Annotated in this window: 17 protein-coding genes and 5 pseudogenes; 10 read left to right on the forward strand and 12 right to left on the reverse strand. The window is 42.3% G+C overall.

The window, feature by feature from the left end:
* Positions 1 to 25: 25 nt before the first annotated feature.
* Positions 26 to 1,606, reverse strand: coding sequence for an ammonium transporter (locus KA717_38830; protein UXE61267.1), 1,581 nt, complete (start codon positions 1,604 to 1,606; stop codon positions 26 to 28).
* A 670-nt stretch (positions 1,607 to 2,276) separates the two neighbouring features.
* On the opposite strand from KA717_38830, the gene KA717_38835 reads away from it, so the two are divergent.
* The 6 genes and pseudogenes from KA717_38835 (at position 2,277) to KA717_38860 (ending at position 9,418) form a co-directional block, all read left to right on the forward strand.
* Complete coding sequence (locus tag KA717_38835; protein UXE61268.1) at positions 2,277 to 4,844, forward strand: ADP-ribosylation factor-like protein; 2,568 nt, start codon at positions 2,277 to 2,279, stop codon at positions 4,842 to 4,844.
* Between the two features lie 332 nt (positions 4,845 to 5,176).
* A pseudogene (locus KA717_38840) lies at positions 5,177 to 5,323 on the forward strand (IS630 family transposase).
* Between the two features lie 309 nt (positions 5,324 to 5,632).
* Positions 5,633 to 6,535 carry a tRNA pseudouridine(55) synthase TruB gene (gene truB / locus KA717_38845; protein ID UXE61269.1) on the forward strand — a complete coding sequence of 301 codons (903 nt, stop codon included), beginning with the start codon at positions 5,633 to 5,635 and terminating at the stop codon, positions 6,533 to 6,535.
* Positions 6,536 to 6,661: 126 nt separating this feature from the next.
* Positions 6,662 to 7,729 (forward strand): PAS domain-containing protein, encoded by a 1,068-nt coding sequence (locus KA717_38850; GenBank protein ID UXE61270.1) that lies wholly within the window; start codon positions 6,662 to 6,664, stop codon positions 7,727 to 7,729.
* Between the two features lie 55 nt (positions 7,730 to 7,784).
* Positions 7,785 to 9,066 (forward strand): annotated as a pseudogene (locus KA717_38855) (ISKra4 family transposase).
* Between the two features lie 100 nt (positions 9,067 to 9,166).
* Positions 9,167 to 9,418, forward strand: a complete 252-nt coding sequence (locus KA717_38860; GenBank protein ID UXE61271.1) for a GAF domain-containing protein — start codon at positions 9,167 to 9,169, stop codon at positions 9,416 to 9,418.
* A 19-nt stretch (positions 9,419 to 9,437) separates the two neighbouring features.
* Here KA717_38860 and ureC read toward each other — a convergent pair whose 3' ends face one another.
* Entirely contained in the window at positions 9,438 to 11,147 is a 1,710-nt protein-coding gene (gene ureC, locus KA717_38865) for an urease subunit alpha (GenBank protein UXE61272.1), read from the reverse strand.
* A gap of 219 nt (positions 11,148 to 11,366) precedes the next feature.
* On the opposite strand from ureC, the pseudogene KA717_38870 reads away from it, so the two are divergent.
* Positions 11,367 to 12,648: pseudogene (locus tag KA717_38870) on the forward strand (ISKra4 family transposase).
* Between the two features lie 77 nt (positions 12,649 to 12,725).
* Here KA717_38870 and KA717_38875 read toward each other — a convergent pair.
* The 4 genes from KA717_38875 to KA717_38890 all read right to left on the reverse strand — a co-directional run bounded on the left by KA717_38875 (position 12,726) and on the right by KA717_38890 (position 14,490).
* On the reverse strand, positions 12,726 to 12,920 hold the full coding sequence (locus KA717_38875; GenBank protein ID UXE61273.1) for a hypothetical protein: 195 nt from the start codon (positions 12,918 to 12,920) through the stop codon (positions 12,726 to 12,728).
* A 39-nt stretch (positions 12,921 to 12,959) separates the two neighbouring features.
* Positions 12,960 to 13,181, reverse strand: coding sequence for a hypothetical protein (locus tag KA717_38880; protein ID UXE61274.1), 222 nt, complete (start codon positions 13,179 to 13,181; stop codon positions 12,960 to 12,962).
* Positions 13,182 to 13,458: 277 nt separating this feature from the next.
* Positions 13,459 to 13,821, reverse strand: a complete 363-nt coding sequence (locus tag KA717_38885) for a hypothetical protein (GenBank protein ID UXE61275.1) — start codon at positions 13,819 to 13,821, stop codon at positions 13,459 to 13,461.
* Positions 13,822 to 13,917: 96 nt separating this feature from the next.
* The gene (locus KA717_38890; protein ID UXE61276.1) at positions 13,918 to 14,490 is read right to left on the reverse strand and encodes a HEAT repeat domain-containing protein; all 573 of its coding nucleotides are present in this window, start codon (positions 14,488 to 14,490) and stop codon (positions 13,918 to 13,920) included.
* Positions 14,491 to 14,673: 183 nt separating this feature from the next.
* On the opposite strand from KA717_38890, the gene KA717_38895 reads away from it, so the two are divergent.
* A complete protein-coding gene (locus tag KA717_38895; protein UXE61277.1) occupies positions 14,674 to 15,942 on the forward strand; it encodes an ISL3 family transposase in 1,269 nt (422 codons plus the stop codon).
* Here KA717_38895 and KA717_38900 read toward each other — a convergent pair.
* The 4 genes and pseudogenes from KA717_38900 to gltB form a co-directional block, all read right to left on the reverse strand.
* A complete protein-coding gene (locus KA717_38900; GenBank protein ID UXE64919.1) occupies positions 15,923 to 16,069 on the reverse strand; it encodes a HEAT repeat domain-containing protein in 147 nt (48 codons plus the stop codon). The genes KA717_38895 and KA717_38900 overlap by 20 nt on opposite strands.
* 147 nt (positions 16,070 to 16,216) lie before the next feature.
* Positions 16,217 to 17,116, reverse strand: a pseudogene (locus tag KA717_38905) (30S ribosomal protein S1).
* Positions 17,117 to 17,286: 170 nt separating this feature from the next.
* Positions 17,287 to 17,514 carry a hypothetical protein gene (locus tag KA717_38910; GenBank protein ID UXE61278.1) on the reverse strand — a complete coding sequence of 76 codons (228 nt, stop codon included), beginning with the start codon at positions 17,512 to 17,514 and terminating at the stop codon, positions 17,287 to 17,289.
* Between the two features lie 277 nt (positions 17,515 to 17,791).
* The gene (gene gltB / locus KA717_38915; GenBank protein UXE61279.1) at positions 17,792 to 22,480 is read right to left on the reverse strand and encodes a glutamate synthase large subunit; all 4,689 of its coding nucleotides are present in this window, start codon (positions 22,478 to 22,480) and stop codon (positions 17,792 to 17,794) included.
* Positions 22,481 to 22,850: 370 nt separating this feature from the next.
* Between gltB and KA717_38920 the strand changes: the two genes are divergently transcribed.
* Positions 22,851 to 23,906, forward strand: a complete 1,056-nt coding sequence (locus KA717_38920) for an IS4 family transposase (protein UXE61280.1) — start codon at positions 22,851 to 22,853, stop codon at positions 23,904 to 23,906.
* Between the two features lie 3 nt (positions 23,907 to 23,909).
* On the opposite strand, the gene KA717_38925 is transcribed toward KA717_38920, so the two are convergent.
* A complete protein-coding gene (locus KA717_38925) occupies positions 23,910 to 25,052 on the reverse strand; it encodes a transposase (GenBank protein UXE61281.1) in 1,143 nt (380 codons plus the stop codon).
* Positions 25,053 to 25,181: 129 nt separating this feature from the next.
* Entirely contained in the window at positions 25,182 to 25,337 is a 156-nt protein-coding gene (locus KA717_38930; protein UXE61282.1) for a hypothetical protein, read from the reverse strand.
* Between the two features lie 103 nt (positions 25,338 to 25,440).
* On the opposite strand from KA717_38930, the pseudogene KA717_38935 reads away from it, so the two are divergent.
* Positions 25,441 to 25,797 (forward strand): annotated as a pseudogene (locus tag KA717_38935) (hypothetical protein).
* The last annotated feature ends 643 nt before the right edge of the window (positions 25,798 to 26,440 follow it).

Raw genomic sequence — 26,440 nt, forward strand, 5'->3', positions numbered from 1 at the left:
CTATTTTCCCATTAAACCAAAAGGGCTACTCTGGAGGGTTATCACTTTCTAGGGTAGCGTTCATGGTTTCTATTTCCCGTTCTCCAGAACTTTCAGGGGTTTGCACAGGGGCGGTTTCTGTCGTTGTCGGCGTATTTTCTGGCGCGGCTACTGGTTCTTCGGGGGTGGGAATGGGTTCATAGGGATTCCAAATATTACCTTTTTCTGAGTGCAGAAATTCAGGATAGGCAGATTGTCCATGTTCACTCATATCTAAACCATTGATTTCTCCTTCTAAATCCACCCGTAAGCCATTGCTAACTTTAAGCAGTAACCACACTAAACCACTAAAGATGATGATAAAAACCCCGATCGCCGCTATACCGATCAATTGATTGAGTAACAGCCCTGACTGACCTCGAATTAAGCCGCCTTTGAGGTCAAAAATCCCCACAGCAATGGTTCCCCATAAACCACCGACTAAATGGATGGATAACATTCCGACGGGATCATCTAAATGAACTCGATCAAACCAGCCCAGAAAACTAACGGTTAAAAGTCCGGCGATCGCGCCAATAATAATCGCTGAACTAAAAGAAATTTGATTACAACTGCCAGAAATGGCCACTAATCCGGCCAAAATTCCCCGAATAGTTAAGGCTAAATCTGGTTTACCCGATCGCCACCAACCGATGAACAGGGCCACTAATCCAGAGGCGATCGCGGCCAAATTGGCGGTAAGTAGTAGTACCGGAACCGTTGGCGTTAGGGTTAATCCTTTTCCCCCGATCAGGCCGAACCAACCGAGCCAAAGCAGCAAACAACCTAGAAACGCCAGGCTTAGATTATGGCCAGCCAGTCGATTAATGCGTCTAGTTTCATATTTCCCCATCCTTGGCCCTAGAATAGCCAGTCCTGAAAAGGCCGCCCAACCACCCACGCAATGAATTACGGTTGATCCGGCAAAGTCCTGAAAGCCCATCTTGGCTAACCAACCCCCGCCCCAAACCCAATGGCCAACGATCGCATAGCCTAACCCAACTAAGGCAATGGTAAAGATTAAAAAGTCACCAAATTTGACCCGTTCTGCCACGGCTCCAGCCACAATCATGGCGGTTAAACCGGCTAAGGCACTTTGAAAGAGGAAAAACAGGGTTAGGGGTAAACCCTGGGGATAGGGTTTGAGTCCATAGAGTAGAACGTTATCACTGCCTAAAAACCAAGGGGCGTTTCCTAACCAGCCATTGCCCTGACTGCCAAACATGAAGGCAAAACCAAATCCCCAAAAAACGAGGAGGGTCAGCATCCAAATCGTCAGGTGAGTCAGCAAAATATTGACGACGTTTTTGGAGCGACATAATCCGGCGGTTAAAAAGGCAAAGCCGCCATACATTGCCATTACCAGTAAAAAGGCTAATAGTATCCAAAGGTTGTTGATCAGAGCGGTTAAGGATAAGATGCCGGTGTTGCTGGTTAGTGGGGAATTTGTCGGCTGGGTTTGGGATAAGACCGAGGCATGACTAAAGACCACCAGTAGGGTTGTCAGGGGTAAACCAAGCCAAGGCCAAGATCGAGAATTGACAAGGTTAAGGGGATGACTTTTGCAGGGGTCTTTGGGGTCGGACATATCGCTAAAACGGCAAGGTGGCGGACAAGATTGCCTAGACAGTGCAGGGCGTGGCTGCAATGATCAACTGTCAAAAAGCTGCAATCTAGCTTAACATCAAGTCGTTAACTCTAGGATTTTGGTATTATTGGCACATAAGGATTTGAGCCGACGGGCTGTTTAAGGATTGTGAGGACAGTAAACGATGAGACCGAATGAAGTGCGCCGCAGAATTCAAGAGTGCAAGAAACAACGCCTCACGAAATTAGATTTGGGTAATGATTGGAATACGCCTGATGAGGAGAAATTAACCGCTATTCCCGCCGAAATTTTTGATTTCGTTTGGCTAGAGAAACTTAATTTAAGGTATAACCAACTGAGTGAGCTACCCGATTCTATTAACCGTCTCCAAAATTTATCAGAACTTGATTTAAGTGATAACTCTCTGAGTGAGCTACCCGATTCTATTACCCGTCTCCAAAATTTATCTACACTTGATTTACGTAATAACCAACTGAGTGAGCTACCTGATTCTATTACCCATTTCCAAAATTTATCTTATCTTGATTTAAGTTGTAACCAATTGAGTGAGTTGCCCGATTTTATTACCCATCTCCAAAATTTATTAATACTTTATTTAAGTTCTAACCAACTGACTGAGATACCCTATTTTATGGGTAATCTCCAAAAGTTGTTAGAACTTGATTTAAGAAATAATCAACTGAGTAAGCTACCCGATATTTCCCATCTCCAAAATTTATCAGGACTTGATTTAAGTTATAACCAACTGAGAGAACTACCCGATATTTCCCATCTCCAAAATTTATCAAGACTTGATTTAAGTTATAACCAACTGAGTAAGCTACCCGATTCTATTTCCCTTCTCAAAAATTTATCAGGAATTGGTTTAAGAAATAACCAACTGAGTAAGCTACCCGATTCTATTTCCCTTCTCAAAAATTTATCAAGACTTGATTTGGCTAATAACAAACTGAGTGAGCTACCGGACTCTATTGGTAATCTTCAAAATTTATTAAGACTTGATTTAAGTTCTAACCAGCTAAGAGAGCTACCTGATTCTATTGGTAATCTTCAAAATTTATTAATGGTTCATTCAACAAATAACCAACTGAGAAAGCTGCCCAATTCTATTGGTAATCTCCAAAATTTATTAAGACTTGATTTAAGTTCTAACCAACTGAGTAAGCTACCCGATTCTTTTTCCCGTCTCCAAAATTTATCTGAACTTGATTTAAGTGATAATCCCCTGGTTAATCCTCCCATTGAAATTGCTTACCGAGGCATTGAGGCGATTCGTCAATATTTCCGCGATAAAGCAGAAGAAGGTGAAGATCGGCTTTATGAGGCTAAATTAATCATTATTGGTGAAGGAGGAGCGGGTAAAACGACCCTGGCGCGTAAAATTCTTGATGCCAATTCGTCCATGCCTAAAGCAGAAGAAACCACCAAAGGTATTGACGTTTTAGAGTGGCATTTTTCAATGGAGAATGACCAGGATTTTCGTGTAAATATTTGGGATTTTGGTGGTCAAGCAATTTATCACGCAACGCACCAATTTTTCCTGACCAAACGGTCTCTTTATCTATTAGTTGTGGATAGCCGAAAAGAACATCCCCATCTCGATTATTGGCTCAATATTGTTGAACTTTTTAGTGAAAATAGTCCTTTATTAATAGTAAAAAATGAACTTGGCGACAGACCCGTTAAAATAGACGAAGCCCAACTAAAGGGACGCTTTGAAAATCTAAAAGAGAGCTTACCGACTAATTTAGGTAATCCCCAGGGCGGATCGGGTTTAGAACTAATCAAAAAAGCGATTATTTATCATATTTCTCAACTTTCTCACATTGGTAATTCTCTTCCCAAGACTTGGATTAAAGTGCGAGAAAAATTAGAAGAGGATGAACGCAATTATATTTCTCTAGATCAATACTTGCAAATCTGTGATCAAAATGGCTTCAAATTCAAACAGGAAAGTGTTACCGATGGTCGCTTAGTTCTCAGTCAATATTTCCATGATTTAGGCAGTATTCTCCACTTCCAAGAAGACCAAACTTCTCCTCTTTATAAAACCGTTATTCTCAAACCTAAATGGGGAACGGATGCCGCTTATAAGGTATTAGATAATAATCAAGTTAAACAAAATTTAGGCAAATTTACAACAATTGAACTTAAGCAAATTTGGCAGGATGCAGAATACAAAGATATGCAGTCTGAACTGCTAGAATTGATGCTAAAATTCAAACTCTGTTATCCTTTACCCAACGCAAAAAATACCTACATTGCTCCCCAACTTCTCGATGCGAATCAACCTGAATATTCCTGGAATGATAGCGATAATTTACTGTTAAACTATGAATATAATTTTATGCCGAGGGGAATTTTAACTCGCTTTATTGTAGAAATGCACAAATATATTGACGAACCAAATGTTTGGTTAACAGGTGTTTTGTTAAAACGTGACGATACCTGGGCAGAGGTAACTGAAACTTATGATCGTCGTGAAATTAAAATTCGCCTTTCGGGAAAGAATAAACGGGACTTTTTAGCAGTCATAACCCATCAACTAGATGAAATTCATGATAGCTTTAAACAACTCAAAGTTAAAAAACTCATTCCCTGTAATTGTGATGTTTGTAAAGATAGCCAAAACCCCCATTTTTATAAATTTGACCAACTACGGAAATTTGTGAATAATAATATTCCTGATACTCGCTGTGATGAATCTTTATTAATCGTTAATGTACTTAGTCTAATTGATGATGTTTTTGGCCGCGACAACTTTTTCAGGCAAGAACAGAACAGGGAAAATCCTGGTATTATTGTCTATGGAGATGTTCACGGAGATATTAAAATGCAAAATCCCCAACAAGGTGACATTCACGAAGAAATTCAAGTTGTTAATCATCAACCAATTATTGTAAATCCTCCTGAAAATCCTAAGCCGCTAAAAGTTAAAAGTGCCTGGGCAAATGGTTCTTTTTATCTCTTTGTTTTTGTCGTTGTCGTTGCAGGCATTGGCTTTTTAGGCAAACAATTAGATTTTATCGTTCTCTGTGTTGTCATTATTGCAGGAGTTTTATTTGTTCCCCTGATCGGTGCATTGCAACTTAAACAAGACGATCGCCTAAAGGATGAAAGTTTTTTAGCCTTAATGAAAATGGTCATTGGCAGTTTACCGCTTATTGGTAATCCCCTGCGAGGAATTTTAAATCCCCAAAAAGAGGACAAAAATTAATATTGATAGAGGGTTCAAGCCTTGAACCCCTACCGACCAATTGCCATTTTAGGGGTGTAAGGTTTACGCCCAAAGGTAGCAAATTTAACTCAACTCTTGCCTTTATAATTGCATGAGATTACCTAATGTCAAATCCGCTTTTATTAATCTTAATAAACTACGAAACTATAGCCTCAACCCAGAACGCGATCGCGGCAAATATTACATCTTTGACAAATATTATAATTGTTTGTCGGAGCAACTATTTTAGAGTCCTATTCTCAGAGAATTATCGAGCAATTAATAATTTTATCAATCAAAATTATGCTGATGAAACAGAGTAAGATTCATCAAATTTTCTTGTCTGGCAAAATTTTCAAACCTTAGATAAATTAAGAAAGAAATTAGATACAAAGTTGTATTCTTTTTCTCAAGACGAATTAGGGTATTTAACGGGATGGTCTTGGATTTTGACTGCTTTATGTCTGTCAGGTATTTAGAAATTTGGTACAAGGGTGCCATGTCTAAGGACTTTGGTAATTTGGTGATTATGAAGACTGCGGGTTATGCTTGCAAGAAATTTTACTGGGTATTGCATGAGATCAGGGATAGACTGGTATAAAAAACGTACCAAAGGGGGTTTTAATAATCCCCTTTTTAATATGTGACTCTCTATTATGTATTAAAGGTTATCGTCAAGGTTAGTTTATTGCTGGGCCAAAAATTGGTTTTGGAGCAAATTTTTTAGGCATTCAGCAAGAGCGTAACCCAAAAATTAATGCTGTTAACTGCCTAACCTAATTTTACAAATGTTCGGATTTATTAATTTACATAAACCCCAGGGCTGGACATCCCACGATTGCGTGGCCAAGGTACGACGCTTATTGAATACCCGCAAAGTGGGTCATGGCGGAACTCTCGATCCTTTAGCGACAGGAGTATTACCGATCGCCGTCGGCAAAGCCACCCGTTTACTGTCCTATTTACCCAGTCGTAAAATCTATCGGGCTAAAGTTCGTTTTGGGATGCAAACCAGTACTGACGACCTTGAAGGGGAGGTATTACAAACCCGATCGGCGGATCATTTAACCCTGAGCGATATTGAACCCTATTTTGCTCAATTTCTCGGTCAAGTTACCCAGATCCCGCCCCAATATAGTGCTATACAAAAGGATGGCAAGCGGCTTTACGAATTAGCCCGTCAAGGAAAAGTGGTGGAGGTTCCCAGTCGTCAAGTGGAAATTTTTAGCCTGGCGGTTTTGAATTGGTTGCCAGGGGAGTTTCCAGCGTTAGATCTGGTCATTACCTGTGGGGAAGGAACCTATATTCGGGCAATCGCCAGGGATTTAGGCCATTTACTAGGAGTGGGGGGAACCCTCGCGGCCCTAGAGCGGCAGGAAAGTGGCGGTATGAATCTTGAACAAAGTGTCACCCTAGAACAATTAGCGGCTCATCCTACCGATTTAATCCCGCCAGAAAAAGCATTAGGATATCTTCCCCAAATTAGCCTCGATTCCCTCACGGCTCAACGCTGGTGTCAAGGGCAGAAAATATTACTTCCCCCCTCAGCAGCACAGGAATTAGCGATCGCCTCTACCCTAGTCCCCCTAATAGCCAATCTTCACGAGGAAAACGATCATTATTTAGGAATTACAGAAATCGTGCGATTGGAGACACTTTTTTATCTGAGTCCTAAAGTAGTATTAATTTAAGTAAATATAATACTTTTGCTGCTTGTTTGAATTCTAGGGATTGTTCCTGTGTTTTTAGTTCCCCTTGCCAACCCCGCGACGACAACGACCTTGACAGGCCTCTCTGCCAAGAAGCGACTGACCTTAGTGACAAAAGATTCTGGTTTGGTTAGTCAGCTCCAATCCCTGATTCAGGAGATTCCCGATAGTCCTTATCATCTGGAATCCTGTCTGCCAGAAAATTCTCCTCTCCTGAGATTTCCTTGCTTAGAGATGCAAGATCTCTATCTCCTAGACGCGGAATGCTTATTTGCATCTCCCATTGCTACCCACTGGCAAAATTCTTTAACCACCTTTGGGAAAAGGGTGGCTCCTATTCCCGTGATTTTAGTGACAACCACGGCAGCCTTCGGTTTACAAGCTCTCAATTTAGGTATTACCGATTTCTGGGCCAAAGATGAACTCAGTCTCTCCCTAATTCGGCGATCGCTAAGACTGATTTTCCGTCCCCTGACCTCTGCCCCCCTGCCTCCTTTAATTAGCCCAACCGTCGCCTTTTATCAATCCTTAATGGATGGCATTCCCCATAGCCTCTTTTGTAAGGATTTACGGGGAAGATTTATCTACGCCAATCCAGCCTTTCTCAATACTTTGGGGCTTTCTTTAGCCGAATGTCTGGGTAAAACGGTCTATGATTTATATCCAGCCGATCTCGCGGCCAAATATGATAGTGATGATCAATGGTTGCTACGTACTGACCGAAAAATCAACCAAGTTCAATCCTATTTTGTTTCGGCTTGCCAAGAAATGATTCAAGTTCATGTGATTAAACAACCCCTTAAAAACCCTGAAGGAAAACTGATCGGCACCCAGGGAATGTTTTGGAACATTACGAACTCTCAACAAACCCAAGACCATCTTCAACTGCTGCAAAATCTAATTAGTACTATCATCACTGCGCCGACGTTTGAATCTGCCCTCGAATTAACCCTTCACCAGGTCTGTGAAATGACAGGTTGGCATTATGGAGAAGCCTGGCTGCCTCATTCATCCCATCAACACCTGCAACTCAGTCAGTCCAAATTTTTTAGTCATAGTGATCTGCTTCGCTTTTACCATGCGAGTGAAAGCATTACCTTTGAACTCAATCAGGGTTTACCAGGGCGGGTTTGGGCAAGTCAAAAGCCGGAATGGATGGGTGCGACCTTTAGTTGATGAAGGAAAAGAAAAGTGTTAACATGAGATGAAAAGTGACAAAGAGGAAACAATGATGACAGCAAAACTAATTAATGTAGAGGGTTCAAAGATAAAAATAGAACTAACATTAGAACTCAGTCGTTCAATGTTGGATACAGAAATAAATATTCAAAAAGGCTTAAACGAAGTAGGTTGCATCGCCAGCAAAGAAGCCTTGAAATATTTAGATACAGATGGTTCACCCTTAAAAATCGGTGAAGAAATCTGGAAGAGTAAGGGAGAGCAACCGAAAGAATATCAAACACCTTATGGTGAGGTTATAGTGAATCGTCATGTATATCAGCGTTCACCTTTGAGGAAAAACGTATTGCCCCTTAGAAAGAGAAGCAAGGATAATCATAACATCAACGCCATTATTGGCAAAACAGGTATCCTCAAAAATGTCAGGGATGGCAGGCAAAGAGGTGAAAAATGATTTATTAGAAAATCATGGTAGAAAAGTAGCGCTATCCTATATCCAAAGATTGAGTGAAGCAGTAGGAAGTGTGGTACAGGCAAAAGAAGAAGCGTGGAGTTATGCCCCGCCCAAGGAGGATAGCCAAATTGCAACAGTGGGAATAGGATTAGATGGAACCTGTATGCTGATGTGTGAGGATGGCTACCGTGAAGCAATGGTGGGAACCGTTTCCCTATACGATAGTGAAGGCGAACGTCAACCTACAATCTATCTAGGTGCGGCACCAGAGTATGGAAAAAAGAGTTTTCTAGAAAGATTAGAAAGAGAAATTGAGCGAGCGAAAAACCGTTATCCAGAGGCAACATTGGTCGGGATAGCAGACGGGGCAGAATCAAATTGGAAGTTTTTAGAAAAGCAAACGGAAGAACAGATATTAGATTTCTATCATGCCTCTGGTTACTTAGGTGCCTTGGCAGAAGCGTTGCATCCGAATACCGTGTCAAAACAAAAAGAATGGTTGACTGAAAATTGTCGAGAACTCAAGCATGAAAAAGGAAAAGCAGGAGAACTGCTAAATCTGATGAAAGAAGTCAAAGAAGAAAAAAGTCATTCTAAGAATCTTACCGAGAAACTACAAGCGGCGATTACTTATTACGAGAATCATCAGCATCAAATGGATTATGCTGAATACATAGAGAAAAAGTATCCGATTGGTTCAGGTGTTACGGAAGCAGCTTGTAAGACGTTGGTCAAACAACGATTATGTTGTTCAGGGATGCGATGGAAGGAAAAAGGAGCAGGAATTATTTTGAGCCTACGAGCTTTGGTATTGACCAAGGAACGATGGAGTCAATTTTGGGCAAAACTTGATCAATATGGGTTCCCTGTAGAACCCTGATTACAACAGCTTTTATCAACTAAAGGTCGCACCCGAATGGATTGGTGATGTTTCAGCCGAATCCACCTCTATTTTCCTGCGCCGTGACCTAGCCAAAAGTTTGAAGCTCAAGGGAGCCTTAGGGGTTCCTATTTTAGTTCAAGATCAGGTCATTGCCGTTTTAGTCTTTTTCACCACTCAGGTTAGAGAGACCGATCCTCATTTAGTTAAAGTTGTGTCTGCTGTCGCTCAACAATTAGGCTTGGTATTGGAGCGCAAACAAATTGAAGTTGCTTTACGCCAACAAAAGGAATTGTTAGAAAACTTGGTCGATCAGCGTTCAGGAAATTTGGGATCGATTCAAGCTCCGTAAGGGTAAGGGAGAAAAATTATTAGAACAGAAAATAGCGTTGGGTCATGGGTAAACTGGTGGCGGGTTCGCAGGTCAACAATTCACCATCCGCCCGCACTTCGTAGGTTTCAGGATCAACTTCAATAGAAGGTAAAGCATCATTTAATTGCAAACTGTGCTTTGTTAAGTTGCGCGTATTTTTAACGGCAACGGGTCGTTTTTGTAGGTTTAAGCGTTGGGGAATTTGAGCCTCTAAACTGGCTTGGGAAACAAAAATTAGGGATGTGGCGGCGATCGCCGATCCAAAACTGCCAAACATCGGACGACTGTGAACAGGTTGAGGAGTCGGAATACTGGCATTAGCATCCCCCATTTGCGCCCAGGCAATCATGCCACCTTTAAGAACTAATTCCGGTTTAACCCCAAAAAAAGCGGGATTCCATAGCACTAAATCTGCATATTTACCGACTTCAACGGAACCGACAATTTCTGAAATACCGTGCGTAATAGCTGGATTAATGGTGTATTTAGCCACATACCGCTTGGCCCGTAAATTGTCATTTTCTCCCGTTTCTGCCAATAATCGCCCTCGTTGTACCCGCATTTTATGGGCTGTTTGCCAGGTGCGAATAATCACTTCTCCGACTCGTCCCATTGCCTGGGAATCGGAGGAAATCATGCTAAAAGCTCCTAAATCATGCAAAATATCTTCGGCGGCGATCGTTTCTCGACGGATACGGGACTCGGCAAAGGCCACATCTTCGGGAATGTTGGGATCAAGATGATGACAAACCATCAACATATCCAGATGTTCTTCTAAAGTATTTAAGGTATAGGGACGAGTGGGATTAGTGGAAGACGGTAAAACATTTAATTCCCCACAAACCTTGATAATGTCAGGGGCATGACCGCCCCCAGCCCCTTCGGTGTGATAGGTATGAATAACGCGATTTTTAAAAGCATTAATAGTCGTTTCTACAAACCCTGCTTCGTTTAAAGTATCGGTGTGTATTGCAACCTGTACGTCAAACTGATCAGCTACGTTTAAACAGGTATCAATGGTGGCCGGAGTGGTTCCCCAATCCTCATGCAGTTTTAAGCCCATTGCTCCTGCTTTAACCTGTTCAATTAATCCCTCTGGTTTAGCACTATTGCCTTTTCCTAAAAAACCTAAATTAACGGGAAAAGCTTCAGAGGCCTGTAACATTCGCCAAATATTCCATTCTCCTGGGGTGCAAGTGGTGGCATTGGTTCCTGTGGCTGGCCCGGTTCCTCCGCCAATCATCGTCGTTACACCAGAGGCGATCGCTGTTTCAATCTGTTGAGGACAAATAAAGTGAATATGAGTATCAATTCCCCCCGCCGTCAGAATCATGCCTTCCCCAGCGATCACTTCCGTCCCTGGCCCAATAATAATATCGACCCGATCCTGAATATAGGGATTTCCAGCTTTTCCAATCTGAGCAATTAATCCATCTTTAATCCCTACATCAGCTTTAACAATGCCCCACCAGTCCAAAATCAAGGCATTGGTAATGACCAAATCCACTGCCCCCTCAGCACGAGAGAGAGGAGATTGACCCATGCCATCCCGAATCACCTTACCGCCGCCAAATTTGACCTCATCACCGTAGGTAGTAAAGTCCTGTTCTACTTCGATCAAAAGTTCTGTATCAGCTAAACGTACCTTATCCCCAAGGGTAGGGCCATAGGTGTCAGCATAGGCGCGGCGATCAAGACGGTAACTCATAGGGGTTCTCGCTGGGCAGGTTTTCCAAAATTATAGGGGCGATTTCGGCCAAGGCGATCGCCGCTCTTCTCGGTTTTTTACTGACACGCGATCGCTTTAAACCCAGATTCAATATAACTCAGACCAGAAAAACTAGACTTCAAACGGGTGTGACCTTTAGTTGATGAAGGAAAAGAAAAGTGTTAACATGGGATGAAAAGTGACAAAGAGGAAACAATGATGACAGCAAAACTAATTAATGTAGAGGGTTCAAAGATAAAAATAGAACTAACATTAGAACTCAGTCGTTCAATGTTGGATACAGAAATAAATATTCAAAAAGGCTTAAACGAAGTAGGTTGCATCGCCAGCAAAGAAGCCTTGAAATATTTAGATACAGATGGTTCACCCTTAAAAATCGGTGAAGAAATCTGGAAGAGTAAGGGAGAGCAACCGAAAGAATATCAAACACCTTATGGTGAGGTTATAGTGAATCGTCATGTATATCAGCGTTCACCTTTGAGGAAAAACGTATTGCCCCTTAGAAAGAGAAGCAAGGATAATCATAACATCAACGCCATTATTGGCAAAACAGGTATCCTCAAAAATGTCAGGGATGGCAGGCAAAGAGGTGAAAAATGATTTATTAGAAAATCATGGTAGAAAAGTAGCGCTATCCTATATCCAAAGATTGAGTGAAGCAGTAGGAAGTGTGGTACAGGCAAAAGAAGAAGCGTGGAGTTATGCCCCGCCCAAGGAGGATAGCCAAATTGCAACAGTGGGAATAGGATTAGATGGAACCTGTATGCTGATGTGTGAGGATGGCTACCGTGAAGCAATGGTGGGAACCGTTTCCCTATACGATAGTGAAGGCGAACGTCAACCTACAATCTATCTAGGTGCGGCACCAGAGTATGGAAAAAAGAGTTTTCTAGAAAGAGTAGAAAGAGAAATTGAGCGAGCGAAAAACCGTTATCCAGAGGCAACATTGGTCGGGATAGCAGACGGGGCAGAATCAAATTGGAAGTTTTTAGAAAAGCAAACGGAAGAACAGATATTAGATTTCTATCATGCCTCTGGTTACTTAGGTGCCTTGGCAGAAGCGTTGCATCCGAATACCGTGTCAAAACAAAAAGAATGGTTGACTGAAAATTGTCGAGAACTCAAGCATGAAAAAGGAAAAGCAGGAGAACTGCTAAATCTGATGAAAGAAGTCAAAGAAGAAAAAAGTCATTCTAAGAATCTTACCGAGAAACTACAAGCGGCGATTACTTATTACGAGAATCATCAGCATCAAATGGATTATGCTGAATACATAGAGAAAAAGTATCCGATTGGTTCAGGTGTTATGGAAGCAGCTTGTAAGACGTTGGTCAAACAACGATTATGTTGTTCAGGGATGCGATGGAAGGAAAAAGGAGCAGGAATTATTTTGAGCCTACGAGCTTTGGTATTGACCAAGGAACGATGGAGTCAATTTTGGGCAAAACTTGATCAATATGGGTTCCCTGTAGAACCCTGATTACAACAGCTTTTATCAACTAAAGGTCGCACCCCTTCAAACTCTCAAAATAGAGATAAAAGCCTCCTTCTCAGTAGCTAACTAGACATCTTTTGTTTAAAAACATTGTCCAACTCTTCCTTAGTCATCTCAGAAGGCGGTGGAAAAACCTTCGCATCAGGATGACGACGATGAACAAATAACTCTCGAATCGCCTCATCATCAGTGGGATGTTGACGAATATAAATTTTTAATTCCTGACGAGTTAACTGCGAAAAATTAGGTTTACTCATTTTCGTGAAACTCCCAATTGCCATTTTCAAAAATGCTGACTAACCTTTCTGTTTCTGGATAGACTGACCCAACTTTTCTTGAATTGCTTGCTCCATAATTGCCAAATTTTCTGGCGTATCAGGGCAAGGGTAAACTGTTGAAGAAACAGAACTTGCTTTTAAGCGATCTGCCAACACATAAAACGCCTCATCATCGTTACGATTGTCGAGAACATAGGCTCGTAATGAACGAATATCCATCTCTACAAAATTAAGACTCATGCTAAAAATCTCCATTTTCCATTAGGAGTAATTGTAACTTGTAACTCTTCACCCGCCAAAATAATGAGTTGGCGATCGCGCTCATCCAATCTGACGAGATAAATAGGAATATAGAAGCTTGTCAAATCCCGACAAACTTGAACACAACTTAAACATTGTTCGACTGTTGGAAAAATAAACCCCTCCTTCTCTAAAAGTACTATTGCCTTAGTCGAATGTATTTTATGGACAGATAAAGATGGTGAGCAAATCAATTTCCACCAACATTATAGCCGAATTAACTACCTCCAATTCGTGCGACATCACGAGCATTCTCCTCAAACGTTGCATTGAGTGGATTACTCGCTTCAATCAACTCACCTCCCAAATACTTGTGCATTACCTCCTGAACCACAGCAGAAACAGAAATTCCTAACTGATCCGCTAAATTATGAATTTTATTGGTATTTTGTAGGGATAAATTAACCTCAATTTTCTGTCTAGCAATTTGCTCTCTGGCCATTGCCTGTAAACGCTGAATCTCTTGTTCTACATTAGGAACACTAACCCACTCACCACTTTCAATACTTTCAATACTTTCGAGCAAAGCCCGTTCCTCCTCATCCAACTTGAGAGTCGCAACAAACTCTTCATCTGTCATACTGTCATAATCCACATTGGGCAACATAATTAATCTCCTAAATACCCCTTCTTCATTTTATAGAAGAGAAAAATTATCTTGAAAAAATGGCTATGTTTAAGGTAGAGGAATCCCTGCTGAACGAATTGCCAACTTAACGGCTCCTTTAACCACATCGGTAATTGTTGCATTGCCAACAGATTGACCCCAATTAACCAGTTTGTCCCTCATTTTTGGGCTGTTTTTGGCTTGATTTGCTATATCTTGGGCGACTTGCTCTTGAGCAACATCTACCGTTATACCTTGCTGCTGTAGTTTTTCTAATAAACTTTGGATTTGAGAAGCTGCTTGTGATAAATCTTGACTCATATTAATGTAGTCACCTTGAATATAATCACCACCACCCGTGCTGATATTTTCATAATAGTTAGTAGCATTGATAACACGGGAATCGCCAGTCATTTTTGATTGCTCTCCTATTTTTCCAAGGGCTTCCGCCGCTTTTTGACGGACATTTTTATTTGAGTCATTGAGCATAGCTTGAGTTAAGGCTGGAATTGCATATTCGCTTTGCAGTTTGCCCAAAGATTCAGCCGCTATTAACCGAGTGTCAGCATCAATGTCTTGAAGCAAAGCAGTGCAAAGCGAAGAAATTGCTAAGGCTTTATAATCGGGATTCTTGATGGACACAATCTTTAAAGCCCTGTTTTCTGGTTCATCTGAGTTCAGTATGCTAAGTTAATAATTTTCTTTTTATTAAATAAATATTAAATTAAGCCTCAGAGATGTAGAATTGCTGACCGATAGGTATTTCGAGGCTCTACAATAGTATAAAGTCCTGTGAATTTTGTGACAACTAGGTAGGAAACCATTATGCTCCCCCGTTATCAGCCTCAATCCCAACTAAAGATTTTTGAAGAAATTTTAGATTTAGAGAGTCATAAACCCGTTAATATCAGCATCATAGATGACCTCATTTTAGTGAAGCTAGAGGCAAAAGATAAATCAGCCACTTGTCCGAGATGCGGCTGCAAGAGTCATAAGCTGCATCAAAATCATGAGCATCTAGTTCAAGATCTGCCTTGGAATGAAAAAGCAGTTTATTTGCAGATGAATTCCCGTCAGTTTAAATGCGACAAATGTGGTAAGCCTTTCACAGAAACGTTGGAGATTAAACCTTTCAGGCGAGCTTATACCAAGAGATTTGCCTTAGATATAGTTGCTCGTGTGCTTGATAGTAATATTCTAGCCATTGCAGAGCAAAAGGGTGTAAGTGAGTATCAGATTCAGCATATTTTAAATGATGTCGGTAAGTTACTTAGAAATCAGAGCCCCAAAAACCTAGTTCGATTAGGAATAGATGAGATTTCTTTAAGAAAAGGTAGCGGTCGTTATTGTGCCGTATTAGTTGACCTTGACAGGCATGAAATCATTGGATTATTAAGGTCAAGGAAGCAAGATGAAATACGGGAAGTCCTTTTATCATGGGGAAGTGAGATCTTAAATTCAATTAAGTTAGTGAGCATGGATTTGTCCAAGCCTTATAAAAGCATAATTAATGAAGTGTTGCCAGATGTAGAAATTGTGGCGGATCGATTCCACGTCATGAAACAGATAAATGATGAGCTAGATAGCAAGAGAAAAGAAGAGAGAAGAAAAGCAACAGCAGAAGTTAAAAAAGCAAGAAGTAAAGCAAAGAAAAAAGAAAAAGAAGAGATTGAGAACGTGCTTAAAGGGAGTAAATATCCCCTCCTAAAAAATGAAATTGATTTGCTAAATGAGCAAAAAGAGAAACTAGAAAAAGTTAAAGAAGTGAGTCCAATATTAGAACAGATGCATAATCTAAAAGAGGAATTTAGGACTATTTTTGAGAAATCTCAGAACTGGGGGGAGGGAACGTTAGAATTAATGAATTGGATTAAAAAAGCATCGAATGTATATTCTAAGTCTTGTCAAACTTTGATTAATTGGTTTGGTGAAGTGACTGGATACTTTGAGCATCATATCAGCAATGGTTGTGTTGAGGGTCTCAACAACAAGCTCAAGGTAATCAAGCGATGTGGATATGGGTTTCGTAATTTTGAGAACTTTGAGATCCGTGTTCTTCTATCTTGCACTAAATCTATTGACCTAGCATACTAAACTCGGATGAACCTGTTTTCTCACTTCCGATCATTCCTAAAGATTTTGCGGCCATACGACGTACTTCAGGCATTTGATCAGTTAGTAATATATTACATAGTGCTGGTACTGCGTCTTCACAACCCATTTCACCAAGAATCAAAGCGGCTCCTAAACGGATTTGACTATTTGAATTGGACAGATCATCAATATATACATCATATATTGGTTTCTGACAATATTTTTGGGCTATTTCTTCAGTCTCTTCAATGGCAAGCGGAATATCCAGACTTTCTTCTTCAGTAGGAAGACCCTCGGCTTCTGCCAGCAGTTTTTGCTTCCATTTTTCCGCCATCTCTTCTGCCTTCTTATAGACTAGTTCGCGGTTTTTCAGCATAGCCCCTGCTTCGGCTTCTAGTTGCTTCGTCGAAAGGGAAATCCGACCCCGTTCTGCATCTAGATCAATGATCATGACCTTTAGTTCATCATTGACATTAAAGACACTGCTAGGAGTATCAATATGGTCGTGGGAAATTTCCGAAATGTGTAACAGACCGCTAACACCCCCAATATCAATTAAGGCCCCATAAGGCTTAATACCACGCACTGAGCCGATCACAACTTGACCCACCTCTAAAACATTCATCTTCCGTTCTACGAGGGCGCGACGATGGCTGAGAACAAGACGATTGCGTTCTTCATCAACTTCTAGGAATTTTAAAGGCAGATTTTTCCCCACTAAATCTTTTTTGGTTTCCCGCGCATTAATATGGGAACTAGGAATAAAACCCCGTAGCCCCTCGACACGAACTAACGCGCCACCTCGGCTGATCGCAAAAACATCAGAATAAACAGTGACATCTTCTGCCTGGAGTTGGCGAACCCTTTCCCAAGCCCGCATGCATTCGATGCGACGGATCGAGAGGGTTAATTGACCATCTTCATTTTCGTCGGTCAGAATGAAAAATTCACGGGTTTCGTTGGGCTGTAATACCTCATCGGGATCATCTACCCGATTAATAGACATTTCTTGAATGGGGATATAGGCGGCGGTTCTAGCACCAATATCAATTAATGCGCCCCTGGACTCCATGCTAAAGACGGTTCCTGCCACAATATCACCATGACTGAAGTGATAATCGTATTTGTCGAGAAGGGCTGCGAAGTGTTCGTTAGTGAAACCAATTTTTTGCAAATTTTTTTGTCTAGCTGAAGCCTGGTAGAAGCCCTCCCCACTATGAATAAAATTAGGATTCATGATAAAAAATCTCCGTGTAAACTTAAGCAAGAACTAGCTAGATTTAACAATTTCCCCTGCACCGACTCCAAAATCGAATGAATAATCTCTTGAGTTACACTCGAAAACTATTGGGGTGTTATCTTTTTCTGGATAGACTGACCCAACTTTTCTTGAATGGCTTGCTCCATAATTGCCAAATTTTCTGGCGTATCAGGGCAAGGGTAAACTGTTGAAGAAACAGAACTTGCTTTTAAGCGATCTGCCAACACATAAAACGCCTCATTATCATTACGATTATTGAGAACATAGGCTCGTAATGAACGAATATCCATCTCTGCAAAATCAGGATTCATTATAAAAATCTCCATTTTCCATTAGGAGTAATTGTAACTTGTAATTCTTCACCCGCCAAAATAATGAGTTGGCGATCACGCTCATCTAATCTGATGAGATAAATGGGAATATATAAGCTTGTCAAATCTCGACAAACTTGAACACAACTTAAACATTGTTCGACTGTTGGAAAAATAGACCCCTCCTTCTTTAAAAGTACGATTATCCTAATCGAAGATATTTTATGGACAGATAAAGATGGTGAGCAAATCAATGCCCACCAATATTATAGCTGAATTAACTACCTCCAATCCGTGCGACATCGCGGGCATTCTCCTCAAAGGCCGCATTTAGGGCATCATCACCACTTAAGCCCGCCTCTAACGCATTTTTAATGGCCTGAAGAACACGCTTATAATCCTTCGGCATCACTTTAACAAACTTAGGAATATTGACTTCCCAATTCGCTAAAACAGCCTGACCTTTTACGCTCTGGGTATAATTAACATGGTTCTGAATTAACTCGCGTAAATCGGCAATTTCTTCAGGGTCTTCGAGGGTTTCTAAACCGACCATTGACTGATTACAACGAGTGGCAAAATCCCCCGTTTCATCGAGGATATAGGCTACACCGCCACTCATCCCCGCCGCAAAGTTCCGACCTGTGGGGCCAAGCACGACCACCTTACCGCCTGTCATGTACTCGCAACCGTGATCGCCCACCGCTTCCACAACGGTATTGACCCCAGAGTTACGCACACAGAAGCGTTCGCCTGCCATACCAGCAATATAGACCTCGCCACTGGTTGCCCCGTAGAGAGCCACATTACCTGCGATGATGTTTTCCGCCGCTACAAAGGTTGAACCCTGGGGAGGATAGACGATTAATTTACCGCCGCTTAAACCTTTGCCCAGATAGTCGTTGGCATCCCCGTCTAATTCGAGGGTGACTCCTTTGGGTACAAAGGCTCCGAAACTTTGCCCCGCACTGCCCTGGAAGTGGAGATGAACGGTATCGTCGGGTAGCCCTTCCCAATGGCGTTTGGTGATTTCGTTGCCGAGGATGGTTCCCACTACACGGTTAATATTTTTGATCGGTAAAATCGCTTTGACCTTTTCCCCTTTTTCAATGGCAGACTGACACAAATCTAAAAGGGTCGTGATGTCTAAAGACTTCTCTAAACCGTGATCCTGAGCCATTTGGCAATAACGACCAACTTCGGGGCCAACTTCGGGCTGATAGAGGATCGCTGACAGATCAATACCTTTCGCTTTCCAATGTTCTACCGCTTTTTTCGGCTCTAACACATCGGTGCGACCGACCATCTCATCAACGGTACGGAAACCGAGTTGGGCCATAATTTCCCGCATTTCCTGGGCGATGAAGGTCATAAAGTGGACGGTATGGGCTGGATCGCCTGTGAATTTAGCCCGCAGTTCGGGGTTTTGGGTGGCAATGCCCACAGGACAGGTGTTTAGGTGACAAGCCCGCATCATAATACAACCCAGGGAAACGAGAGGCGCAGTAGAAAAACCAAATTCTTCGGCTCCTAGCAAGGCCCCGATCACCACATCCCGACCCGTTTTCATTTGTCCGTCGGTCTCGACCACAATCCGCGATCGCAGGTTATTGAGTACGAGCGTCTGATGGGTTTCAGCTAGTCCCAATTCCCAGGGCAGTCCCGCGTGTTTAATCGAAGTTTGGGGAGAAGCTCCCGTTCCGCCGTCATAGCCAGAGATTAAGACCACATCGGCATGGGCTTTGGCAACCCCAGTGGCGATCGTACCAACTCCGACTTCTGATACTAATTTGACATTAATACGCGCCGCACGATTGGCATTTTTGAGGTCGTGGATTAACTCGGCTAAGTCCTCGATCGAATAAATATCGTGGTGAGGAGGGGGCGAAATTAAACCGACACCAGGGGTCGAGTGACGCACTTTGGCAATCCAGGGATAGACCTTTTTACCTGGCAGTTGACCGCCTTCGCCAGGTTTCGCGCCTTGAGCCATTTTGATTTGGATTTCCTTGGCTTGGGATAAGTACAAACTCGTCACCCCAAAGCGTCCCGATGCCACCTGTTTGATCGCACTATTTTTGGAATCGCCCTGTTCATTCGTCCAGGTATAGCGATCGGGGTCTTCACCACCTTCTCCTGTATTGGATTTACCACCGATGCGATTCATGGCGATCGCCAGGGACTCATGGGCTTCTTTGGAAATAGAACCGTAACTCATCGCTCCCGTTTTAAAGCGTTTCATAATTGCTTCAATGGGTTCCACTTCTTCCAGGGGAATGGCTTCTCGTGATTTGAAGTCCAGCAGACCGCGCAGGGTAAAGAACTTTTGATTCTGCTCATTGACCAGACTGGCGTACTTTTTATACAGTTCATAGTCGCCTTCCCGAACGGCACGTTGCAAGGTGTGAATAGTTTCAGGATTAAATAGGTGTTCTTCCCCATCCTTGCGCCATTGGTACTCACCCCCCACATCAAGGGTGTGAATGTCGCCAGGACGCGGGGCAAAGGCGTGTTGATGCCGTAAAAGAGCTTCCTGAGTTAACACTTCTAAATCTGCACCTTCAATGCGAGAAGCTGTCCAGGTAAAATACTTTTTGATCACCGATTTATTGAGACCGATCGCCTCGAAAATTTGCGCTCCACGATAACTTTGAATGGTAGAAATACCAATCTTAGAAGCAACTTTAATCACCCCTTTTGTGGCCGCTTTAATGTAATTTTTGCAAGCAGTTTTATGGTCAACGCCAACTAACGTCCCATCGGCGATCATGCCCTCAAAGGTATCAAAGACCATATAGGGATTAATCGCACCGCAACCATAACCAATTAAGACCGCATGGTGATGGACTTCTCGTGGTTCTCCCGATTCCAAAATCAAACCGACACGGGTACGAGTGCCTTTGCGAATTAAATGGTGATGTAAACCTGAAACTGCCAATAAAGCGGGAATAGCTGCCTGTTCTGCACTAACTCCGCGATCGCTGAGAATAATTAAATTAATACCCTGCTCAATGGCTTGATCTGTTTGGGATGCGATCGTTTCTAAAGCCGCTTCTAACCCTTTAACGCCTAATTTAGGATCAAATAAAATCGGGATAGTTGTGGATTTAAAAGGATCCAATTCTCCCCCCTTTCCAAGGGGGGCTGGGGGGGATAACTCAGGTTTCAATCCCCCTAAATCCCCCTTTGTAAGGGGGACTTCCAGAGCCTTTAACTTAGCCAAATCCTCATTACTTAAAATCGGACTTTTCAACTCAATCAAACGACAACTTTCAGGCGTTGGTTGCAATAAATTTCCTTCCGAACCAATCGTCGTTTCAGGAGACGTAATAATTTCTTCCCGAATCGAATCAATCGGCGGATTAGTTACCTGAGCAAATAACTGTTGAAAATAGTTATAAAGCAACTTGGGCTTGTCAGATAGTACAGCCAAAGGAGTATCAGCCCCCATCGAACCGATCGCCTCTACCCCATCACGGGCCATAGGTGTCAAGAGAATGCGTAACTCCTCAAAGGTATAACCAAAGGCTTGTTGACGCTGGAGGAGAGGGAGAGAGGGGGAGACGGGGGGAAGGGGAGACCGGGAGACGGGGAGGTTTTCGAGGGAGATGAGGTTATCTTGGAGCCATTGGCTGTAGGGTTCGGCGGTGACAATTTGTTGTTTGATTTCTTCATCGGCAATGATGCGACCTTCCTTCATATCTACGAGGAACATCCGCCCAGGTTGTAGCCGCCCTTTTTCTAACACCCGCTCAGGTTCAATCGGCAACACGCCCGCTTCCGAAGCCATGATCACCAGGTCATCTTTGGTGACATAGTACCGTGAAGGCCGTAAACCATTGCGATCCAGTACAGCACCCATCATCGTGCCATCGGTAAAGGCGATCGAGGCGGGGCCATCCCAGGGTTCCATCAAACAGGAATGGTACTTATAAAAGGCTTTTTTCTCGACACTCATGGACTCGTGGGCTGTCCAGGGTTCGGGAATCATCATCATCACCGCATGGGGTAGGGAGCGACCTGATAAGTACAATAACTCCAGGGCATTATCAAAAATGGTGGAATCACTGCCTTCGACGTTGATCACGGGCTTGACCTTTTCCATGTCTGCACCAAACAAAGGCGATTCAAATAGGGATTGACGGGCCAACATCCAGTTAATATTGCCGCGCATGGTATTAATTTCGCCGTTGTGGGCAATGTAGCGGTAAGGGTGCGATCGCTCCCAACTGGGGAAGGTATTCGTACTAAAACGAGAATGCACTAATGCCAAAGCACTTTCCATATCGGCATCATGCAGTTCAGGGTAATAATCCCCCACCTGCACAGGCATCAACATCCCTTTATAAACCAACGTCCGCGCCGATAGACTGGAAATATACCAAAATGTATCAATTTTCGTCGTGCGAATCGCCGTATGCGTTAATTTGCGAATCACAAATAATTTGCGCTCAAAGTCCAAATCATCAGTTAACTCTGCACTACGAGCAATAAAGACCTGCTGCATAAAGGGTTCACTGGCCTTAGCCGTATCGCCCAAACTGCTGTTATCGGTGGGAATATCGCGCCATCCCAACACCGTCAGCCCTTCCGCGAGCGTAATCTGTTCAAAAATGCGACGACCTTCTTCCCGCGCACTGCGATCGGGTGAACTGTAGATATTGCCCACGCCATACTGACCAAAATCAGGCAAGGTAATATTTTCTGCACTGGCTACCTTTTGCAAAAACTTGTGGGGAACCTGCATCAAAATCCCCGCACCATCCCCCGTATTCGGCTCACAGCCACAGGCTCCGCGATGGTCAAGATTAAGCAAAATCGTCAACCCCTGCTCCACAATGCTATGGGATTGCTTACCTGTTTTATGGACAATAAAGCCGACACCACAGGCATCATGCTCAAATTGGGGGTCATAGAGTCCTTGTTGGCTGGGAGCTAGAATTTGAGGGCTGACGGTCTTATTCATAGTTTTTCAAAGGAAAAGGACGATTGTAGCTTTTATCCCCCTTTGCAAGAGGGACTTGTGCTTAGGGGTTTTGTAAGCGTTTGTGGGGTTGGGGTCAAAGATCGGTGTCGGCCTATCCCCCAGTCTTAGAATTGTAACGGTCAGCCCTCGGAAAAAGCACATTTCCTTAATGAAACTATGAAGTTTTCATCAAATTTGCGTTATCGGGATTCTAAACGGTAACAAATTAGACTAAACCCAATAACCCCACCGTAGGGGCGCATTGCGTGCCATTGGTGTCAACTTAAGCCAAAATGCCTACTCACAAAAGATTAGCCTAAAAGCAGGCGGAAGTAAGAGTAGGCTGAAAAAAAGGTTAGTATATAAAAAAGTGAGCAAAAAACAAATGGCAAGACAACATCCTCGGAGAAAAGGAAACCCAGACTTACGTCGTAAGACAAATCAGCCAGGGGTAGAAATCCCTGAAATAACAAAAGAGTTGTTTGAATTACTAGAACCCACAATGTTTACACCATTAAAATATTTACAGGGAACTCATGAGAAAATGATGAGAGATAGGGTATTAAATTTACCAGTAATGGTGGCATTAGTGTTAAGTATAGTGTATCGTCAAATAGCGGGTATAAGTGAAGCGGTAAGACTGTTAGAGGAAGAGGGATTGCTATGGGTAGCATCATTAAAAGTAAGCAAACAGGCAGTATCAAAAAGAATGATGAATGTGCCAGCCGAAATATTTGCAATATTACTAAAAGGAGTGTTAGAAAAAGCAGCCGAAAAAGGGAAGAAGCTCCAAGTAGGAGAAAAATGGGAAAAAATAAGAGAAAAGTTTAGTGCAGTGTGGATAGCAGATGGCTCAACGCTAGAGCAGATAAGGAAAAATATGAAAATAAGTAAAGAAGAAAAGAGTAAATTGGGGGGTAAAATAATGATGGTAGTGGAAGCCTTTACCCAAAGACCCGTTACTTTATGGTACACAGAAAATGATAAATCAAATGATAAAATATGGTGTGAAGAATTGGCAGCTAAATTACCAGAAAATGGTTTAATTCTCGTAGATATGGGATTTTTTAGCTTTGTGTGGTTTGATTTGTTAACAGAAGCTAAAAAGTTTTTTCTAACCAGATTTAGAGCGGGTACATCTTACAAAACCAAACAAGTATTGTCTCAAGGTAGTCATTACAGAGATGAGATTATCATTATGGGAAATTACCGTTCTAATCCTTGCAAGCATCCGGTGAGATTAGTCTCAGTATTATGGGGAACAATCTGGTATCAGTATTTAACAAATGTGTTGTCTCCCGAACAACTGTCCGCCGAAGAGGTCTGTGATTTATATCGAAGACGATGGACAATCGAAGAAGCCTTTTTATTAACGAAAAGACTTTTAGCTGGACAGTGGGAAGTTTATGGATGCCAGATAAGGTAATGACTATGCGACGAAAGTAAGCATATCAGGGCTTGGGGAAGAGGCAAGTTTAGCGGTAAGGAATTTAGGCAAAAGCAGACTGGGTGGACTTTGAGGAAAAATCATTTGGGCTTGATGTTGAAGGGCTAGTTGAGCAATCCGTTCACTAGGGTAGCCATGGGATGGTAATGTCCGAAACCATCGAGGAAAATTAGCCCAAATCCCCTGGGGTAACTCTAAGGCGAGAATTTGAAGTAGCCCTAAAGCAATGGCATTAAGGTTAACAAAACGCTCAAAGGCTTCTACCTTGTTTAAAATCTGAGTCTGAACAGCTTGTGGATAGTCACTGAGGATAAGATTGCTGGGCCAGGTAGGTAAAGTAGGAAGACTCTTAAGCCAAAAACGATAGGCAAAGCTGCCCAAAAGATGGACTAATTGACGAAAAGTGACTTCAATCTTAAATCGGAGACCGTAAGCGGCAATAATCTCAGGTCCAGTCAAACAGAGATCAGTAGAAAGCAGAATCAGTCGTCGTCCGTTAGGCAATTGGGTCAGAACAAACTTGACGAGCTGATGGGGACTATCCCAGTGGAACTCAAAGCACTGATAAGAAACCGTGACTTGTTGACCATAGAGCCAGACTTTAGCTGTCGGAAAGTCCGCCGCCAGAGCGAACAGCTTTTCTAGTTTTATCGAACTCCCCCAAATCCGTGGTCGTCCTCTCCCCGTCAGCGTCGGCACGGAACAAAAGGGGGCATAGGCGACGGTGGAGCAACGCACTCTTGTGATTAGATGCAAGGCGTTCTGGCGAAAACTTTTGAGCACTGGTTCGCAAGCAAAATAAGCATCCAAAATTACATAACTCCCTGCCTCTGCGTAAGTAACACAAAGGTCAGCCATTTTTGTCACCAGGCTCGTCTTCACCTTTTTTTTGCCTTTTCCCTCCCCCTTCTCGGTTGCTTTGGACTTGATGCCATCGTCTAGCCGCAACACTAAGGGCAAGGCAAAGCAGGCTTTCCCTACTCCCACCAAAATACTCAAGGCATTGAAGTAATGACCCCTTATCCACTCTGGCTTGGACACATCTTCCGATTCTTGGTGTAGTCGTTTTACACCTGGCATCTTGCGTCCTTCTTTCCCCACTTTGATGCCATCACCCACATACACCCGTTTCCCTTTAATTCTGTATAGACTTTCATGCTGACTTAGCCACTTTGACCATTGTAAAGTTAGTCCTTCGACCCTAAACGCCTTGGAATCAAACCAATGTAGAGCCTGATTGTAGTAGCTCTCTGTTCAGCCAATGGCATTGACATAGCTAGTTATTGCGCTGGGTTGGCTGTTGAGCACTACTCCCCAGACTAACAGGATAAACCATTGGAACGTTGCTTCTCGGCTAAAGGCTGGACGGAGATTATTGAGGATTTGCTCTAGTCGCTGACATAGTTGCATAATTGATAGATAGCACTGGCTATCGATTTTCTTATATCAGCCAGTTTCGGACATAACGGCACTCTTTTGTATCGGATGTCCGATTTTCTTTTCTCCACTTACACGCCTCGAGAACTTCCCACTGTCCAGACTTTTAGGACTAGCCTATTTATGGGTAGGTAATAAGAATGGTGTCCAAATCCAGATTATTTGCACTTTGATTTTCTATACGGTCTTAAATCAATTGGTAGGGGAAGTGGCGATTGCTCTAAATCAACCGAAAGAAAAAATCTCAGTAGAGATGGTGTTTCGGAGTCTATACTATGTAGCGAAGGCTATTGCTAGAGGAGAAAAGCCTGATACAGTAACCTATCTGGCTGAACGTGCTAAGTTATTTGGTTTGGTCAAAGCTGAGAGAAAGCGACATCGAGAAAAGGCCGCTCTCAATCAACAAATTTGGGAACCCATTCCTTTAAGTTGACACGGATGATTGCGTGCGCCCAATAAACTTTTAAATTCTATCAATACATTTTCTATAACTTTGTTCATTGCGATCGCCCAGATAATTTTTATTGTCCCATCAATTTATTTTCTATAATTTTTCCGTTGCGATAACCCAGATAATTTTTATTGTCTTACTAATTATTTATAATTTAGTTTTTAAAACGGCGATCGCCCAATAAACTTTTAAGTCCAACTGACCAATTCTTTGTAATTAATTCCTAAAATGCGTCATTGTCATGAAATTCGATCCAGAAAAATACCATCGTCAATCTATTCGCTTTAAAAATTATAATTATTCCCAACGAGGATATTATTTTTTTAACCATCTGTACCTATAAAAAGCAATGTTGGTTTGGGGAAATCAAAAGTGATCGGATGTACATTAATCAAATTGGAAAAATTGTTGCGAATGAATGGTTAAATATACCGAAAATTAGACCTAATTTTCAATTAGATTAATGGGTTATTATGCCCAATCATTTACACGGTATTGTAATTATTAATGAGCATATAAATCTTTTTAGCGATCGCAATATGTCCGAACAAAAAACATTTGGTGAGGGGAGCCGAGATGTTCTGGGCGCACGCAATCATTGGTGTCAACTTAAGCCAAAATGCCT

The organism is Woronichinia naegeliana WA131 (assembly GCA_025370055.1).
In the GTDB taxonomy this organism is placed as follows: domain Bacteria; phylum Cyanobacteriota; class Cyanobacteriia; order Cyanobacteriales; family Microcystaceae; genus Woronichinia; species Woronichinia naegeliana.

Bases quoted from the DNA above. Each gene is read 5' to 3' on its own strand.
- KA717_38830 (UXE61267.1), bottom strand. From the start codon at position 1,606: ATGTCCGACCCCAAAGACCCCTGCAAAAGTCATCCCCTTAACCTTGTC.
- truB (UXE61269.1), top strand. From the start codon at position 5,633: ATGTTCGGATTTATTAATTTACATAAACCCCAGGGCTGGACATCCCAC.
- ureC (UXE61272.1), bottom strand. From the start codon at position 11,147: ATGAGTTACCGTCTTGATCGCCGCGCCTATGCTGACACCTATGGCCCT.
- KA717_38875 (UXE61273.1), bottom strand. From the start codon at position 12,920: ATGAGTAAACCTAATTTTTCGCAGTTAACTCGTCAGGAATTAAAAATT.
- KA717_38880 (UXE61274.1), bottom strand. From the start codon at position 13,181: ATGAGTCTTAATTTTGTAGAGATGGATATTCGTTCATTACGAGCCTAT.
- KA717_38885 (UXE61275.1), bottom strand. From the start codon at position 13,821: ATGACAGATGAAGAGTTTGTTGCGACTCTCAAGTTGGATGAGGAGGAA.
- KA717_38895 (UXE61277.1), top strand. From the start codon at position 14,674: ATGCTCCCCCGTTATCAGCCTCAATCCCAACTAAAGATTTTTGAAGAA.
- KA717_38900 (UXE64919.1), bottom strand. From the start codon at position 16,069: ATGGGTTGTGAAGACGCAGTACCAGCACTATGTAATATATTACTAACT.
- KA717_38910 (UXE61278.1), bottom strand. From the start codon at position 17,514: ATGAATCCTGATTTTGCAGAGATGGATATTCGTTCATTACGAGCCTAT.
- gltB (UXE61279.1), bottom strand. From the start codon at position 22,480: ATGAATAAGACCGTCAGCCCTCAAATTCTAGCTCCCAGCCAACAAGGA.
- KA717_38930 (UXE61282.1), bottom strand. From the start codon at position 25,337: ATGCAACTATGTCAGCGACTAGAGCAAATCCTCAATAATCTCCGTCCA.